Source organism: Rudaea cellulosilytica DSM 22992 (assembly GCF_000378125.1).
GTDB lineage: Bacteria > Pseudomonadota > Gammaproteobacteria > Xanthomonadales > Rhodanobacteraceae > Rudaea > Rudaea cellulosilytica.
Genome location: NZ_KB899241.1, coordinates 740,681 through 756,855, shown reverse-complemented (window position 1 = coordinate 756,855; position 16,175 = coordinate 740,681). Strand labels below are relative to the sequence as shown.

The following is a 16,175-nucleotide window of genomic DNA, read 5'->3' as shown; positions in this document are numbered from 1 at the left end:
AGTCAGCGCGCGCTGACGCGGGCTGGCGGCGCCAGCAGATCAGTCAGCTTGGCCAGGCTGCGCACGATCCAGTCGGGCTGCACGGCGGACTGGCGCGAGGCTTTGCTCCAGCTGATCGTGCCGCGTTGCAGCCACGCGCTGCGCAATCCTGCGCGATGCGCGCCGATCACGTCCAATTCGGGATCGTCGCCGACATGCAGCACCTCTTCGGGCGCAAATCCGAACCGCTCGCAGGCGGCATGGAAAATGTCCGCGGCCGGCTTGGCCGCGCCGAACGCGCCGGCATGCAGGGCGAAGCGAAAATGTGCCGCGACGCCGGTCGCGTGCAGGTCGGCGTTGCCGTTGGTGATCACCGCGAGCGGATAGCGCGCGCCGAGGCGTTCGAGCGCGGGCAGCGTATCGGCGTAGTGCTCCACACGATTGCGTTCGGCATAGAACGCGGCGAAGGCGGCGTCGACGTGATCGTCGTGGTAGCCGTGCGGCAGCAAGGCTTGTCGCAAGGACAGTCGCCGCTGCGCGCTGAAATCGTGCGCGAGTTGCGGGTTCTCGTCGGCAACTCGGTCGCGCAACGCACGCATCGCCTCCAGCGGGTAAGCCGTGGCGGTGCGCGGACAGTGCGCGCGCAGCCAGCTGTCGAGGCGTTGTTCTGCGCGCAGCATGACCGGTGCGATCGGCCACAGCGTATCGTCGAGATCGAATGTGATCGCGCGGATGCGCAACGGGTTCATCGGCGCGTCACCGAACGATCAAGGCTTGTCCGTGCCCTTCGCCGCCTTCTTCTGTGCCATGACTTCGGCGGCGCGCGCCTTGGCTTCCTGTGCTTCGACCGAATTGGGTTGGGTGCGAATGAGATAGTCGGCTGTCGCGATCGGTGCGGAAACCGGACGTGGCTCGCCGCGGCCTGCCACACGCTCGGAAACCCAAGCCGAATTCTTTTCGAGTTCGGTCATCAGCGCGGGCGCGTCGTCGATCGGCACGAGCTGGTGCTTGCGTATGATCGCCTTGCCTGCGTCGGAGCTGGCGTAGTTGATGAACTTCTCGGTCGCTTCGAAGTTCTTGCTGTCCTTCTTCGCGGCCAGGTAGAGCGGTGCGTACAGCGGATAGCTGCCGTCCTTGACCGTGGCCGTGCTCGCCGCGATGCCTTCGACCTTGAGGATCTTGATCGACTTGTTGCCCCACACCGAAGACAGTGTGGTGAAGCCGAGGCCGTGCGGATCGATCGTCACGCCTTCCTCGAGCTTGGCCGTGTTCATGTACTGGCGTCCGGCCCACACCGGCTGGTCACCCTTGTTGTAGATGTACTTGCGCAGCACGTAATCGACGCCGTCGAGCGGCGCAGCGATCGCGTAGAGATTGATCGGCTCGTCGGCGCCGCCGAGATCCTTCCAGGATTTCAGCTGGCCGCTGTAGATGTCGTAAAGCTGCTTGAGAGTGACGCTGTCGGCTGGATTCTTCGGCGAAGTGATCGGCACCATCGCTTCCCAAGCGACCGGGTAGAAGGTCAGGTTCGTCTCCTCGGCACGACCCGGCATGGCCGGGCGGGCGCTGCCGGCGACGTCGGCTGTGCCGTCGTTGACCGCATCGATGCCGGAGATCGTGCTGAACGGCTGCATCGTCACCTTGCCGAGCTTGGACAGCTCGTACTGCTTGGCCAGGTCGGCGACGAACGCGCGCTCGGTCGCGCGATCGCCGCGCCAGACGATGCCCGGCGGCAGCTTGGCCTTGGCCGCAACCGGCGCCGCCTTCTTCGCTGCAGGCTTGGCGGCCGCGGGTTTGGCCGCAGCTGCGGGTGCCTGGGCATCGGCCGGCACGGCCGCGCCGAGCGCACAGGCCAGGCCGAAGGCGAAAGCAAACGTGGAGAAAGTATAATTTTTAGCGTTTTTCACTTTGCGGCAACCCGATCGTTTCTGGTACAGACGCCGATTATCGCCGAAGTTGCGCGAACGGGACATTACTGCAGCGTCACGACGAAGGTCTCGCCGCCGCGTGCGACGACAAGCTGAACGCGGCGCAGTCCGCGCTTCATCAACTGGGTCAGGTCGGCGAGCGTGTTGATGCGCAGGTTGCCGACGCCGAAGACGACGTCACCAGCCTTGAGTCCGAGTTGCGCGGCATGGCTGCCGGGTACGATGCCGGTGACGCTGACGCCGCTACGCCCGTCGGCGCGCGCGCGGTCGTTGAGATCGGCAAGGCTCGCTCCGGCCAAGCGCGGATCGAGCTTGGCGCCGTCGCTCTTCGCCACGCTCTCGGCTTCGATGCGTGCACTCACGCTGATCGGTTTGCCCTCGCGCAGCAGTTTCAGGTCGATCGTCGATCCGATCTCGGCAAGACCCTGGGCGTTGTAGAGATCGCCCTCGTTCAGCACCGCGCGGCCGTTCGCGGCGATGATCACGTCGCCTTCCTGCAGGCCAGCGTTCGCGGCGGGGGAGCCTTCGCGAACCTCGGTGACCACCGCACCCTGCTGGTCCTCCTTGATGCCGAGTGCGCGTGCAATCTCCGGATTGAGGCTTTGCGCCTGCGCACCGAGCGAACCGTGGCGAACGCTGCCGGTGGCGATGAGCTGGCCCATCACATTGCTGGCGAGGTTGGATGGAATGGCGAAGCCGATGCCGACATTGCCGCCCGACGGCGAATAGATGGCCGAGTTGATGCCGACGAGTTCGCCGCGCAGGTTGACCAGCGCACCGCCCGAGTTGCCGGGGTTGATCGATGCGTCGGTCTGGATGAAGTTCTGGATGCCCAGGCCATGCAGGCCGGAGCGGTTGAGTCCCGAGACGATGCCCGAGGTCGCGGTCTGGCCGACACCGAACGGGTTGCCGAGCGCAACGACGAAATCGCCGACACGCAGCTTGCCCGAGTCGGCGAGCGGCAAGGCGGCGAGGTTGTCGGCCGGAATCTGGACCACGGCGACGTCGGTGTCGGGATCGTTGCCGATCAGTTTGGCCTTGAGCGTGCGGCCGTCGTGCAGGGTCACGGAAATGTCATCGGCGCCGTCGATCACATGGTTATTGGTCAACACGTAACCCTTGCCGGCGTCGATGATCACACCCGAGCCCAGCGATTGCTCGACGCGCTCGCGCGGCATGTTCTGCATGCCGAAGAACTGACGGAAGAACGGATCGTTCATGAACGGGTTGTTGACCCGCACGTGCGTTTTCGAATTGATGTTGACTACGGCGGGCACGACGCGCTCGAGCATCGGTGCCAGCGACGGCAACGCTTGGCCGTCGACCGCGACCGGCAATGCGGCGCGGCTGACCGGAATGCAGCACAGCGCGGCGAGCGCCAGGGCGAACAGGGAAGCGGGAGCTTTGGACCGACGCGAGGTATGGCGGTCGGAATGTGAGAATTGGCGCATGGATTCCTTCATCGGTTTGCAATGTGCGTGATCGCGAAGCATGTCGAACGAGCGATTCCGCTCGCATTTTTCGCCGGCGGGTTCGGCTGACAGACCACAAATTCGGCCGCCGGTTCGCGGTTTCAACAGCCAAGCAGTTGGCAGAAACCGCATTCTGGCGCGGTTTTCGGCGCCGGCAAGAATTGATTTCATGCTTTGTCACAATTGAGCGCTATAAGTTATTGATTAGTCGAAACTAAAAAAATCCTTTGACAAGCAAATTTTGGAGGCGTACGTTTGCATTCGCCTCGCGGCCACAACATCTTGTGTACTTTGCTACAAAGTATCCCCAAGAGCTTGGGTTCGAGGCGAAGGTAACAAAAGTGCAAGACAGCGCCTCCGAGCGCTGGACGGGGCAACAGACGCGACAATTCAAAAAGCAAATCAGGAGTGCCAAGGCCGGGAAGACCGGAAAGGGCGCCAGAGGGGGAGTTTTCCCCCGAAATCCTGAATGAGTTCAGGGTTTCTTAGGGCCAAGGACGGCCCCGATTCAGCGCATCAGAAAAGTCCCGGAAGGACGCAATCCGGGCAGATGCGCAAGAACGGGCAACGAAAGCGCGGTGGTGGAGTCAATAAGTTTGGACCAGTCGCCGCTGCGCAGGATGCCGCAACCATAACAAGCCGGGAGAGAATCCAACCATGAGTACCGTACGTGTTGAAGCCTTGGATCGTGGTGAGCCGACGATCCCGCTGCAACCGGCTTCTTACGACATCTGGGACAAGAAATACCGCCTGAAGTCCAAGCAGGGCGAAGCGGTCGACGCGAGCATCGACCACACCTACCAGCGCGTCGCGCGCGCTCTCGCCGAGCCGGAAGCGACACCGGAGAAACAGAAATATTGGTACGAGCGCTTCCTCTGGGCGCTACGCCGCGGCGCGATTCCGGCCGGGCGCGTCACCTCGAACGCCGGTGCGCTTGAGCACAAGCCGGCCACGTCCACGATCAACTGCACCGTCTCGGGCACGATCGAGGACTCGATGGACGGCATTCTCGAAAAAGTCCACGAAGCGGGCCTGACTCTGAAGGCCGGCTGCGGCATCGGCTACGAATTTTCGACGTTGCGCCCGCGCGGCGCCTACGTATCGGGTGCGGGCGCGTACACGTCCGGCCCTATGTCGTTCATGGATATCTACGACAAGATGTGCTTCACCGTGTCCAGCGCGGGCGGCCGGCGCGGCGCACAGATGGGCACGTTCGAGATCGGCCATCCCGACGTCAAGGATTTCATCCGCGCCAAGCGCGAAGACGGACGCCTGCGCCAGTTCAACCTGTCGCTGCTGATCACCGATGGCTTCATGCAGGCAGTCGAGAACGATGCCGACTGGCCGCTCGTGTTCCCGGTCAACATCAAGGAAAGGGACGAAATCGACCTCGCCGATCCGGCCAAGGTGATCTGGCGCGACTGGCCGACGACGAAGAACTACGTCACGCGCGAGGATGGCCTCGTCGCGTGCAAGATCTATGGCCACATCCGTGCCAAGCACCTGTGGGACATGATCATGACCTCGACGTACGACTACGCCGAGCCGGGTTTCATCCTGATCGACCGTGTCAACGAGATGAACAACAACTGGTGGTGCGAGAACATCCGCGCGACCAATCCCTGCGGCGAGCAGCCGCTGCCGCCGTACGGCTCCTGCCTGCTCGGCTCGGTGAATCTCACCACGTTCGTGCGCGATCCGTTCGGCCCGAAAGCGCGTTTCGACTGGGACGAATACAAGGAAGTCGTGCGCGTGTTCACGCGCATGCTCGACAACGTGGTCGAGATCAACGGCCTGCCGCTGGAACAGCAGCGCAACGAAATCATGTCGAAGCGCCGCCATGGCATGGGCTTCCTCGGCCTGGGTTCGACGATCACGATGCTGAAGATGAAGTATGGCTCGCCGGAGTCGTGCGAGTTCACCGAACAGATCGCACGCGACATGGCGATTGCCGGCTGGGAAGTCGCGGCCTCGCTGGCCAAGGAAAAGGGTCCGGCGCCGATCATGACGCAGGAATTCGAGGTCACCGCGAAGATGCTGCGCGAGCGCCCGGAAATGGCGCGTGACGGCTACAAGGCCGGCGACAAGATCGCGGGCCGCGTGCTGCATGCCAAGTACAGCCGCTATATGCAGCGCGTGGCCGAAGTCGCGCCCGAGCTGGTCAACGAGCTGGCCGAGATCGGCGCGCGCTTCACCCACCATTCCTCGATCGCGCCGACCGGCACGATCTCGCTGTCGCTGGCGAACAACGCCTCGAACGGCATCGAGCCGAGCTTCGCCCATCACTACAGCCGCAACGTGATTCGCGAGGGCAAGAAGAGCAAGGAAAAGGTCGAAGTGTTCAGCTACGAACTGCTCGCCTACCGCGAGCTGATCAATGCCAAGGCCATGCCCTTCACCGAGGATGTCGAGGCCAAGCTGCCGGACTACTTCATCGCTGCCGACAACGTCTCCCCGACCGAGCACGTCGATATCCAGGCCGCCGCGCAGAAGTGGGTCGACTCGTCGATCTCGAAGACCGCGAACGTGCCGACCGACTACCCCTACGAGGATTTCAAGGACATCTACCGTTACGCGCACAAGCAGGGCCTGAAGGGTTGCACCACATTCCGTTTCAACCCGGCCGCGTTCCAGGGGGTGCTGGTCAAGGAGTCGGACCTGGAAAACACCTTGTATCGCTTCGAGCTCGAGGACGGCAGTGTGGTCGAGGTCAAGGGCAACGAGGAAATCGAATACGACGGCGAAACGCACACCGCCGCCAACCTGTTCGATGCGCTTAAAGAGGGCTACTACGGCAAATTCTGAAGTTGAAGCGGACTCCGAGGTGAGGGCTCACGGCAAGTTCTGAGTTTGGCCGACGTGCCTTGAATGGCTGCGGCTGACTCCGGGGCGTCTTCCAGCGGTACGAAAAAAGCACTTGCACCGCGCCGCGCAAAGGGTAAATTCGCAGAACCGAATCCGATCCTGTCGTTCGGCGTTGTTGCGGTGAAAAACTTGGGTCTAGTGCTTACGTAACCGGAGGGATTTATGCAGAGCGTTGAGTCCATAGGCGAAGCCGCGAGCAATGCGGTCGAAGCCGTCGTAGAGAAAGCGCAGGAAGTCGGCCAGGCCGCCGTCGAGCGCACTGGCGCGGTCGTGGCCGAGGTGAAGACCGCTGTGGTCAACACTGCGGCGGCGGCAGGCAATAGTGCGGTCGCGGCGAAGAACGCGGTGGTGAAGAAGGCTGCCGCGGTGAAGAAGGCCGTGGCGAAGAAAGCTGCAGCGGCGGTGAAGACGGTCAAAGCGGCGGCGAAGAAGGTTGCGAAGAAAGCGGCGCCGAAAAAGGCTGCCAAGAAAGCGGCAAAGAAGGCCGCCAAAAAGGCTGCTCCCAAGAAGGCGGCGAAGAAGGTCGCGAAGAAAGCCGCGCCGAAGAAAGCCGCAAAGAAAGCAGCCAAGAAAGTAGCCAAGAAGGCGGTCAAGAAAGCCGCGAAGAAGAAGGCCCACCGCACGGTGCTGTATTCGAGCAAGGGCAAGAAGCTCTATGCGGTGCGCGATGCCAAAGGTCACTTCAAAGACATCCAGAGCTACAAGCGGGCGCACAACATGGACGTGAAGCGCAAGTCCAAGGCCGAAGTCGCCGCCAAGGCGAAGAAGGCTGCGAAGAAAAAATAACCATCCGCAGCAGCGATGCTCTGCATCGTTGCTGTCGTTGACTAAAGTGCAGCCATGGAGGGCTGCTCGCGATTTCCGCGTTCACCGATGAACGCCCAAATACACGACATCATGGCAATCAAGATTTCGAAAAAAATAAAAGGCTACAGCGTCGGCAAGCCCGACGACGGCACGATTCCCACCGTTCGCCCCGATCCGCGCGATGCGATCGAAGTGCCGCCCAAGGCCGAAGTGATCCAGATGCACGAGAAGGTCGAGCGTCCGGACACGCTGATCGGCGCGACCTACAAGATCAAATCGCCGCTGTTCGAGCACGCGCTGTACGTGACGATCAACGACATCGTGCTCAATCAGGACACCGAGCACGAGCTGCGCCGTCCGTTCGAGATTTTCATCAACTCGAAGAACATGGACCACTTCCAGTGGATCGTCGCGCTGACCCGCATCATGTCGGCGGTGTTCCGCAAAGGCGGCGACATCACCTTCCTGGTCGACGAACTGAAGGCCGTGTTCGATCCGCGTGGCGGCTACTTCAAGGCCGGCGGCGTGTACATGCCTTCGATCGTCGCCGAGCTCGGTGCGATCGTCGAGCAGCACCTGAAGATGATCGGCCTGCTGCACGATCCCGAACTCGATCCCGAACAGCGCCGCCTCATTGCCGAGAAGCGCGCCGCCTACGAGGCACGCGCGACCGGCAAGGACACAAAAAAAAAGCCTGACGTAACCGCGCCGGCGAAGGCCGAAACCAAGCCCGCAGCGCAGGGCTTGAGCGCCGATCTGGCCGGTGTCGGCGGCGAATCCGCACGCAAGTCCTCCGAAGTCGAATTCACCGAGCCGGCGACGAGTGCCTTTCCGCCCGGCGCGACGATGTGCAACAAGTGCAACACGCAGGCCGTTATCTTGATGGACGGCTGCGCGACATGCCTCAACTGCGGTTATTCGAAGTGCGGTTGAGCCGTCGCGCCCGCGCACTGTCATGAGCACGGTCAACCATGCCACCGATGCGGATTTTGCCGCCCAGGTGCTGCAGTCCGCCACGCCGGTGCTCGTCGACTTCTGGGGCGAGTGGTGCGCGCCATGCAAAATGATTGCGCCGATGCTTGAAGATGTCGCACATGACTATGCCGGCAAGGTCAAAGTCGTGAAGGTCAATATTGACCAGAATCAGCGCACCGCGATGACCTGGCGCGTGCGCTCCGCACCGACGCTGATGCTGTTCAAGAACGGCGCGGTCGCGGCGACGCAGATCGGCGCTGTGTCGAAGTCGCAGCTCGTGCAGATGGTGGAACGGGCGCTGTAATCGCCGTCCGTTCGCCGCATTTCTCGCGCCAGAATTTGCCCGACACCGTCTTGTCGGCCGCGTCGACTGGCACACCGCAGCAATCGTCCTGGACCATGAAACGCTGTTTCATTGCCTCGCTGCAAGCCGCATTTTTGCTGCTTTGCATCGATCCAATTTACGAAAAATTATGATTCCATCTGCTACACCTTCTGGCGCAGGGGCAAACCGTCGCCGTGGGGGCATCATGTTTTCTGTATTTCGTTCGCGGATTCTTCTTTCCGCCGCATTAATCGTGTCACTCGCCGGGCCGACCTTGGCTCAAGCGCAGGCCTTGACCGTCGGATCGAGGAATGTGGCCACCGCCGATCCGCTCGTTCCGCGGCCACCGACCACACCGTGCACGGTCACACTGTTCTCCGGTCAGCAGTTCGCCGATTTCAACAACAAGCCGTTCGACTACACGCCCGCCGCGGGTTGCGCGGGGCCGTGGGAAAAAGTCGTGCTCGCAGTGGACTTCAGCATCACCGGCACGCGCCAGTACGATCGCACCGCGAGAATCTGGCTCGGCAACAGCGTCATTTATTTCGGCACCACGCAGGAACCGTCGATTCCGGGTGGCGGCACCACGTCCTGGCATGTCGAGCGCGATCTGACCGACTACAGCGCGCTGCTGGCGCAGGCGCAGAGCGGCTACGCCGAGCTCGGCAACTTCGTCGGCACGTACAACGGCGTGGTCTACGACGGCATCATCACCGGCACGGCGACGTTGTATTTCTATTCGGGCGGCGACGGCAACGACGGCAAGCGGCCCGACCAGGTGCTCTCGCTGAACCAGAACGGCGGCATCGCCTCGCTCGCGCAGCCGAGCGACCAGCTCTCGGCCGCATTCAGTGCGCTGCCGAAGAACATCGAACGCGCCTACCTCGACGTCTTCACGCAGAGCCAAAGCGCCGACGAGTTCTGGTTCTTCGACCTGCCGGACGACATCGCGCCGCTATTCCAGGACACCGGCAGCACGGCGTTCAAGGAAGCGCTGGTGACGATCGACGGGCAGCCCGCCGGTATTTCGCCGATATATCCGTGGATCTACACGGGCGGCGCCGATCCGATCCTGTGGCGTCCGATTCCCGGCGTGCAGACGCTTTCGTTTGAGCCTTACCGCCTCGACCTGACGCCGTTCGTCGGCGTGCTCGGCGACGGTAGCGCGCACACGGTGGCGATCAGCGTCTACAACGCGGCCAACTATTTCGCCACCGCGGCGAATCTGCTGCTGTATCTGGATGCCGGCGCGAGCACGGTCAGTGGCAGCGTGACGACGAATACGCTGAGCGCGACGCCGGTCGTCAACGTTGTCGAGAATGTCACCAGCGCGCCGGATGGCTCGGCTTCCGGTTCGGTCTCGGTGACGTCCAACCGCAGCTACACGATCACCGGCACGGCGAACACCTCGCATGGCGCGGTGACCACGCAGATCGATTCGAAGATCGCGTTCTCGAGCGTGCAGCAGCTGGCGACCTCGAATACCGTCTACCAGCAGGACACCGTGCAGCGCACCGATATCGACACGCTCACCACGCGTACGCAGGGCAACGGCAAAGGCAAGGGCGGCACGCAAACGCTGCATGAAGTGCGCAGCTACCCGTTGACGTTCGACTACGACTACATCACGGCCGCCGATGGTTCGGCGACGCTGCACAGCTTCGCCGACCAGGAGTTTCAGCAGCGGGTCGATGCGGGCGTGAGCGGCAATGCGATCAAGACCGCGACGCGCGACAACCACGTCGTTACCACGGTCACGCGCAACTACGACGCTAGCGGCGCGTTGGTTACCACTCCGGCGACCGCCTCGCAGACCTACACCTACGCCGATCCGTTCGGCGCTTGCTACAGCCGCAAGGTCGAAGCGCAGGATCGCCTGCTGACCGCCGTCACCGATGGTGCCGGTTGCCCGGGCGGCCACAACCAGCTCAGCTGGCATGACCAGTTCGCCAAGTTCGTCTCCAATGCCTGGGGCGCCACGGTGAAACTGTTGCCTTGATCGTTCGTTGTGCCCGGACAGGACCTGTGCCTGTCCGGGCTACGCTTGCGCTGAGTCCGAACGGGCACCATATCGGCAGAACATAAAATCCCAGCTGTAAGGTTTGCCGCGCTCGCCGCGTCTATTGGGCAGACCGAATCAGTGGATTTCCTTATGTTTTATCGATTCCTCACCGTTCTGGGGCTTCTCATGTCGACAGTTCTCGCGGCCGGCGCGAATGCCGCGCCCACATCCTCGTCCACCGACACGATCACGCTAGGCGGCGGCTGTTTTTGGTGTCTGGAAGCAGTGTTCGAGGGCCTCAAGGGCGTCAGCAAGGTCGAATCAGGCTATGCCGGCGGCCATCTCGCCAATCCGACCTATGCACAGGTGTCCGACGGTAATACCGGTCACGCGGAAGTCGTGCAGATCACGTTCGATCCGAACGTGGTGACGCTCGACACGATCCTGCGCGCGTATTTCACGATCCACGATCCGACCACGCTTAACCGCCAGGGTAACGACGTCGGCACGCAGTACCGCTCGGTCGCGTTCTACCGCAACGATGCGCAGAAGGCGACGATCGAGAAGGCGATCAAGGAAACGGCCGACAGCCACGAGTGGAACGGGACCATAGTCACCGAGGTCAAGCCATTCACGGTGTTCTACAAGGCCGAGAACTACCATCAGGAATACTTCAAACTGCACGGCGAACAGCCGTACTGCCAGCTCGTCGTCGCACCGAAGGTGGCCAAGTTCCGCAAGAAGTTCCACGACTTCCTGAAGTAGGCAATCGCCATCTGCTGCGCTTATGGCTTGCGCAGCGGCGTAGTCATCGGAAACGGCGTCACCACTTTCTCGCCGCTGGCCGCATCGCGGATCACCAGCGGCTCGCGTTTCTGCACCTCTTCCACGCGCACGATGCACTGGATCGGCAGGTGGAGTACGCGCGTGTTGCCGAATTCCTCGCGCAAGCGCTCCTCGGTCGGGTCGATCACCAGGGCTTCCTGCTGCTGGTCGAAGACGATGTCGCCGACCTCGGTGAAACCCCACAGCGCGCTCGACGCGACATGGTGTGCGTAGAGCTCCAGAGCCTTGCCCTGGCTCAGGAAAGTGACCTTGAACAGTTTTTTGTTGCTCTTCATGCGCGCATTCTCGCATGAGCGGCAGCGGAGCGATCGTCGGCAATAGCTCTCATCCGGTTCGGCATTTCCGACGCTTGGACAATGTGCTGGAGGGTGACGGAATCGCGAACGCGGTAGGAAGACGAAGGAATTTCAGGAATTCGCGTAACCCTTACGCTGTCGTCAGGCTTTTGTAAGCTTGTCCGGGCTATCGTCACTCCCGTGATGCAGGACTCCCCAGGCCGCTACCCCCGGCCTCTGCATTGCGACCCCTAACGGCCCGCTCTCCCCAGCGGGCCGTTTTTATTGCGGCGTGCAAGGCCCCGGCGGGGGCCGGGGTCCGGACGACACGGTTGTACCGGTTTGTGGTCGGCTCAGCGTGCCCAGTAGCCCGGCGCGTAGTGCCAACGCGGACCGCGCGGTTCCCACGCCGGACCGACCCAGTGATAGCCGCGGCGTTCGCGCATCCAGTAGCCGTCGTGCCATACATGTCTGCGGCCGCTCCAGTACCAGTAACCGGGTGCCCAGACATAGCCGACGCGCGGCGGCGGCGCGACTACGACGCGTGGCGGCGGTGGTGCGACGGCGATGTCGACGTAGACACGCGCCTCGGCGGTGGGCGCCACCAGCGCGAGCGCTGCGCCGGCGGCGAGGGCAGTGGCAAGAATGGTGGTGTGAATACGCATTTCGATCACTCCTCTTGGTCGGAACGAACCCTGTCGGTGCGGACGGGGTTTGCTAACGATAATGCGCTGCGGAGATGAACGTTGACCTGAATCGTACTACACCGTTCAGAAATCGTTGGCTCAGATCGGCTCTCAAGACCGGCGCCGCGCCGGCACCTGCCAGTGCCTGAGTGCTTCGCGCGTGTACTTGCGGCCGAGTTCGATCAGTTCGTCGGCGCGATGGAACTCGTAGAACGCACAGACATTGCGCGGCACGCGCACAATCAGGTCGGGTGGCTGCGCGGCGAGCTTGTAGCGAGTCACCGTCTGCTGGACCACGTCGAGCGTGCGTGCGAACAGCTCGAGCGCACCCGGGTCGGCGGCGCGCTCGGCTTGTCGCTTTTCGCGTTTTTCGATGAGGCCGTCGATGAAGCTGGCGATCTTGCGCCGCGATGTCGTCAGCGCGCCAGCGGTCTCGTTGGCGGGCGCCGGTGTCGCCTCGACGTGCTCGTTCGCCGCGAGCGCCTCCTCCATGTCGCCGAACGTCGCATCGCCCGCCGCGATGACCGGCCGGCCGGTCGGATCTTCGTCCGGACCATTGACGTCGACCGCGATCGTGCAATCGGTGAGGTCGCGCAGGGTCGGCGTGACCGGCACCGGATTGAGCAGGCCGCCGTCGACGAGCGTGCGCCCTTCATAGTGGTGCGGGCGGAACACGGTCGGGATCGAGATCGAGGCGCGGATCGCATCGAACAGCGGCCCGCGCGAGAACCACACCTCGCGTTGTGCGTAAAGATCGGTCGCGACCGCGGTGTAGCTGATCGGCAGTTCCTCGATGCGCACCTCGCCGATCAGGTTCCTGATCTGGCCGATCACGCGGTCGCCCTTGATGAAGCCGCCGCCCGACAGCGTCCAGTCGAGCAGGCGCAGCACGTCGAGACGCTGCAAGGTGCGCGACCAGTCGCGGTACTCGTCGAGCTTGCCCGCCGCGTAGACGCCGCCGACCAGCGCGCCCATCGAGCAGCCGGCGATGCTGCGGATGTCGTAGCCCTGCGCGTGCAGCTCCTCGATCGCGCCGATGTGCGCGTAGCCGCGCGCGCCGCCGGAACCGAGCACGAGCGAGACGGTCGGTGCGGCGCGCGCGGCGTTCACGCAGGCGCTCCCGCATAGCCGCCGATCGTCAGCTGCAGCAGGATCTTCATTTCCTCGCGCAAGCTCAGCGGCGCGATCACTTCCGCGTCGGGGCCGTACTTGAGCACGTCCATCAGCAGTTCTTTCGAATTGCTGTACGGCAATTTCAACTCGTAGCGGCCGTCCTTGAGCCAGGTTCCCTGCTGCTGCGAATGCCAGTGCTCGTCGGCAACCCAGCGCGCGGCATGCGCGGAGAAACGCACGGTCGCCCAGTTCTTCGGCGCACCGGAGAAGATGCCGTAGCTCGAGGCGAGGTGCTTGTTGAGTTCCTCTTCGTCGCGATCGATTGCCGGCGCATCGAGCACCTGCGCGTCCTTGATGCGGTCGACGGCGAAACTGCGCAGGCCGTCGCGGCTTTCGTCCCAGGCGTCGAGGTACCAGTTGTCGCGGTAGTGGGTGAGGCGCTGCGGCGAGACCGAGCGCGCGGTCGCCTGATCGGTCGAACGCGCGCGATAGCTGAAGCGGAGCCGCTTGCGCTCGAGCACGGCGCTGGCGACATGGCGGAACGTCGCCTCGTCGACCTTGCGCGTGCCGTAGCCGATCACGCGGATGCGCTCGAGCGGCGCCTTGCGCATGGTGCCGTCGGCCTGGTTGGTCAACAGCTTGTCGATGCGCGAACGGAACGGTGCGAGTGCCGAGGAGAGCACGCCCGGACCGGTGCGGCCGATCAGCTCGTTGAGCGCAAGCAGGGCCTGCAGTTCCTCGCTGGTCAGCCACAGGCCGGGCAACTCGAAGCGCTCGCCTTCCTCGACCGCGTAGCTGTAGGCGGCGTTCTCGCCGTCGCTCTCGATCGGCGCGCCGAGCGCGTCGCGCAGGAAGGCAATGTCGCGGTACGCCGTCGCGCGCGAACATTCGAGCTCGTCGAGCAGGCGCGACAGCGGTACCGGCCGGCGCGCCGACTTGAGGATACGGTGCAGGGTCAGAATGCGTTCGTAGCGGTCCATGCAGCTATGGTACGCGAACTCGCGAATTCCTGGTGTGGCGCCGCGGAATCCGCTCTGGCGCAGGCGCATTGCTGCGGTCATCCTCCCAGTCTTGGTGTGGCCGGCAGCCTATGAACTATTCGCGAGAAAAGGATACAAATACAAATTGTATATTTATCCAAAAAAATACAAATTAACTTTTTTCTGATGTATACCTGAATGAACGGAAGCTGACGCGGGTTCGAAGCCGACATCGTGGGACATAATGCGCGCCCTTTATCGAAACCGCTCACGTAACAAGGAGATCCACATGAATAAGACCATTCTCGCCTGCGCGCTGGCGCTAGCTCTTCCCTTCGCTGCCCACGCGGCGGATGAGAACGACGGCAACTGGCACGGCAGCGGCGAAGCCGGTCTTGCGCTCGCTAACGGCAACGCCAAGTCGGAGAACGTCAATGCCAAGCTGACGCTGAAGAAGGAAGACGATCTGTGGAAGTACGACTTTTTCCTCGAGGCCCAGCGCAACAAGGCGAGCGTCACCTCGACGACGATCGGCACCGACAGCGCGGGCAATCCCGTGATCCAGAACACGACCAAGTACGACCTGACCGCGAACCGCTACGCGGCCGGCACTTCGGCCGGCTACAAGTTCGACGATCGCAGCTACATCGTCGGCGCGCTGCGCTACGAGCACGATGCGTTCTCGCCGTATCAGTATCAGTACACCGCATCGCTCGGCTACGGTTATCAGTTCCTGAAGAACGCGTCGGACGAGTTGTCCGCCGAAATCGGCCCGGGTTACAAGGTGCAGCAGCCGAAGGGTGCGTATGACTACAGCCTCACGCCGCCGGTCTACCTCAAGGCCGATTCGGACAGCTACGTGGTCGCGCGCGGCCTCGTCAACTACAAGCACAACTTCAACGAGTCGACCTCGCTGGTCGACACGCTCCTCGTCGAAGCCGGCAGCAACAACACCTATCTGCAGAACGATCTCGGCCTGCAGGTGAAGATGAGTGACAAGCTCGCGCTCAAGGCGGGCTACCAGGTCCGCCACAACACGGATATTCCGGCGCTCTCTGGCTTCACCCACAAGACCGACCAGCTGTTGACGACCAACCTCGTCTACGGCTTCTGATCGACAGCGTGGGTCGATTCAAGTAAAAAACGGGCTCTCGCGAGCCCGTTTTTTTGCAGACATGTCCCGCATCCTGGTTTTCCAGCACGTTGCCGCCGAACCGCTCGGCACGCTCGACCCGCTGATCCGGCAGCGCGGGCATCGGGTCAAGTTCGTCAACTTCGAACGCCAGCCCGAGGCCAAGCCGCGGCTCGACCGCTACAAGGGCCTGATCGTGCTCGGCGGCCCGATGAACGTCGAGGATCGCGACGCGCGGCCGCATCTGCAAACCGAGATCGCGGCGATCCGCGAGGCGCTGGCGCAGGGCAAGCCCGTGCTCGGCATCTGCCTTGGCGCGCAACTACTCGCGCATGCGCTCGGTGGCGAAGTGCGGCGCCATCACGTCAGCGAAATCGGCTGGTACGATCTGGCGACGACTGCCGCGGGCCGCAGCGATCCCGTCTTTGCGCCGCTCGGCGACATCGCCCCGATTTTCCAGTGGCACGGCTACACGTTTTCGCTGCCCGCAGGGGTCGCGCATCTCGCGCGTACGGACACCTGCGAAAACCAGGCGTTCCGCCACGGCGACAATGCCTACGGCTTCCAGTTCCATCTCGAAATGGACAAGCCGCTGATTGAACGCTGGCTCAACCTGCCGAACTATCGCGACGAACTGATCGCTGCTGGCCTCGGCCGCAACGCCGATTCGATCCGCGCCGACACCTTCGCCCGCATCGAAGCGATGCAGGGTAGGGCGCACGCCGTGTTCAACAACTTCCTCGACCTGATCGGCACGCCCGCGCGCAGGCGCCGGTTTGCCGCGGCGTAA

General features: G+C 62.9%; 15 protein-coding genes. 8 read left to right on the top strand and 7 right to left on the bottom strand.

Translation table 11 applies throughout. The features are described from left to right. Positions 1–2: 2 nt before the first annotated feature. The 3 genes from F455_RS0103410 to F455_RS0103400 all read right to left on the bottom strand — a co-directional run bounded on the left by F455_RS0103410 (position 3) and on the right by F455_RS0103400 (position 3,370). On the bottom strand, positions 3–728 hold the full coding sequence (locus tag F455_RS0103410; protein WP_018971862.1) for an HAD family hydrolase: 726 nt from the start codon (positions 726–728) through the stop codon (positions 3–5). 18 nt (positions 729–746) lie between these two features. Further along, positions 747–1,886, bottom strand: coding sequence for a substrate-binding domain-containing protein (locus F455_RS19630; RefSeq protein WP_169337281.1), 1,140 nt, complete (start codon positions 1,884–1,886; stop codon positions 747–749). A 65-nt stretch (positions 1,887–1,951) separates the two neighbouring features. Beyond that, positions 1,952–3,370: a DegQ family serine endoprotease gene (locus tag F455_RS0103400; RefSeq protein WP_245539932.1), complete on the bottom strand. Its 1,419-nt coding sequence runs from the start codon at positions 3,368–3,370 to the stop codon at positions 1,952–1,954. 666 nt (positions 3,371–4,036) lie between these two features. On the opposite strand from F455_RS0103400, the gene F455_RS0103395 reads away from it, so the two are divergent. The 6 genes from F455_RS0103395 to msrA all read left to right on the top strand — a co-directional run bounded on the left by F455_RS0103395 (position 4,037) and on the right by msrA (position 11,118). Further along, positions 4,037–6,184, top strand: a complete 2,148-nt coding sequence (locus tag F455_RS0103395; protein ID WP_026293029.1) for an adenosylcobalamin-dependent ribonucleoside-diphosphate reductase — start codon at positions 4,037–4,039, stop codon at positions 6,182–6,184. Between the two features lie 222 nt (positions 6,185–6,406). Further along, positions 6,407–7,030, top strand: coding sequence for a hypothetical protein (locus tag F455_RS21790; RefSeq protein WP_018971858.1), 624 nt, complete (start codon positions 6,407–6,409; stop codon positions 7,028–7,030). 111 nt (positions 7,031–7,141) lie between these two features. After that, the gene (locus tag F455_RS0103385; RefSeq protein ID WP_026293028.1) at positions 7,142–7,984 is read left to right on the top strand and encodes a TSCPD domain-containing protein; all 843 of its coding nucleotides are present in this window, start codon (positions 7,142–7,144) and stop codon (positions 7,982–7,984) included. A 22-nt stretch (positions 7,985–8,006) separates the two neighbouring features. After that, complete coding sequence (gene trxA, locus F455_RS0103380; protein WP_018971856.1) at positions 8,007–8,330, top strand: thioredoxin; 324 nt, start codon at positions 8,007–8,009, stop codon at positions 8,328–8,330. 274 nt (positions 8,331–8,604) lie between these two features. Beyond that, positions 8,605–10,350: a peptide-N4-asparagine amidase gene (locus F455_RS19620; protein WP_169337280.1), complete on the top strand. Its 1,746-nt coding sequence runs from the start codon at positions 8,605–8,607 to the stop codon at positions 10,348–10,350. Between the two features lie 189 nt (positions 10,351–10,539). Further along, a complete protein-coding gene (gene msrA, locus F455_RS0103365) occupies positions 10,540–11,118 on the top strand; it encodes a peptide-methionine (S)-S-oxide reductase MsrA (protein WP_051084150.1) in 579 nt (192 codons plus the stop codon). A gap of 20 nt (positions 11,119–11,138) precedes the next feature. On the opposite strand, the gene F455_RS0103360 is transcribed toward msrA, so the two are convergent. The 4 genes from F455_RS0103360 to F455_RS0103345 all read right to left on the bottom strand — a co-directional run bounded on the left by F455_RS0103360 (position 11,139) and on the right by F455_RS0103345 (position 14,253). Beyond that, positions 11,139–11,474 carry a DUF1820 family protein gene (locus F455_RS0103360; RefSeq protein ID WP_018971852.1) on the bottom strand — a complete coding sequence of 112 codons (336 nt, stop codon included), beginning with the start codon at positions 11,472–11,474 and terminating at the stop codon, positions 11,139–11,141. Positions 11,475–11,827: 353 nt separating this feature from the next. After that, complete coding sequence (locus F455_RS0103355; protein ID WP_026293026.1) at positions 11,828–12,139, bottom strand: YXWGXW repeat-containing protein; 312 nt, start codon at positions 12,137–12,139, stop codon at positions 11,828–11,830. A 132-nt stretch (positions 12,140–12,271) separates the two neighbouring features. Further along, a complete protein-coding gene (locus F455_RS0103350) occupies positions 12,272–13,270 on the bottom strand; it encodes a patatin-like phospholipase family protein (RefSeq protein ID WP_018971850.1) in 999 nt (332 codons plus the stop codon). Continuing rightward, positions 13,267–14,253 (bottom strand): helix-turn-helix transcriptional regulator, encoded by a 987-nt coding sequence (locus F455_RS0103345; protein WP_018971849.1) that lies wholly within the window; start codon positions 14,251–14,253, stop codon positions 13,267–13,269. Before F455_RS0103345 ends, F455_RS0103350 begins: the two co-directional genes overlap by 4 nt. Before the next feature lie 289 nt (positions 14,254–14,542). Between F455_RS0103345 and F455_RS0103340 the strand changes: the two genes are divergently transcribed. Beyond that, positions 14,543–15,367 (top strand): DUF481 domain-containing protein, encoded by an 825-nt coding sequence (locus tag F455_RS0103340; protein WP_018971848.1) that lies wholly within the window; start codon positions 14,543–14,545, stop codon positions 15,365–15,367. 61 nt (positions 15,368–15,428) lie between these two features. After that, a complete protein-coding gene (locus F455_RS19615) occupies positions 15,429–16,175 on the top strand; it encodes a type 1 glutamine amidotransferase (RefSeq protein WP_018971847.1) in 747 nt (248 codons plus the stop codon).

What these genes read in the sequence shown, in the direction of transcription:
- F455_RS0103410 (WP_018971862.1), bottom strand. Translation starts at nt 728, where the DNA reads ATGAACCCGTTGCGCATCCGCGCGATCACATTCGATCTCGACGATACG.
- F455_RS0103400 (WP_245539932.1), bottom strand. Translation starts at nt 3,370, where the DNA reads ATGAAGGAATCCATGCGCCAATTCTCACATTCCGACCGCCATACCTCG.
- F455_RS0103395 (WP_026293029.1), top strand. Translation starts at nt 4,037, where the DNA reads ATGAGTACCGTACGTGTTGAAGCCTTGGATCGTGGTGAGCCGACGATC.
- F455_RS21790 (WP_018971858.1), top strand. Translation starts at nt 6,407, where the DNA reads ATGCAGAGCGTTGAGTCCATAGGCGAAGCCGCGAGCAATGCGGTCGAA.
- F455_RS0103385 (WP_026293028.1), top strand. Translation starts at nt 7,142, where the DNA reads ATGGCAATCAAGATTTCGAAAAAAATAAAAGGCTACAGCGTCGGCAAG.
- trxA (WP_018971856.1), top strand. Translation starts at nt 8,007, where the DNA reads ATGAGCACGGTCAACCATGCCACCGATGCGGATTTTGCCGCCCAGGTG.
- msrA (WP_051084150.1), top strand. Translation starts at nt 10,540, where the DNA reads ATGTCGACAGTTCTCGCGGCCGGCGCGAATGCCGCGCCCACATCCTCG.
- F455_RS0103360 (WP_018971852.1), bottom strand. Translation starts at nt 11,474, where the DNA reads ATGAAGAGCAACAAAAAACTGTTCAAGGTCACTTTCCTGAGCCAGGGC.
- F455_RS0103355 (WP_026293026.1), bottom strand. Translation starts at nt 12,139, where the DNA reads ATGCGTATTCACACCACCATTCTTGCCACTGCCCTCGCCGCCGGCGCA.
- F455_RS0103345 (WP_018971849.1), bottom strand. Translation starts at nt 14,253, where the DNA reads ATGGACCGCTACGAACGCATTCTGACCCTGCACCGTATCCTCAAGTCG.
- F455_RS0103340 (WP_018971848.1), top strand. Translation starts at nt 14,543, where the DNA reads ATGAATAAGACCATTCTCGCCTGCGCGCTGGCGCTAGCTCTTCCCTTC.
- F455_RS19615 (WP_018971847.1), top strand. Translation starts at nt 15,429, where the DNA reads ATGTCCCGCATCCTGGTTTTCCAGCACGTTGCCGCCGAACCGCTCGGC.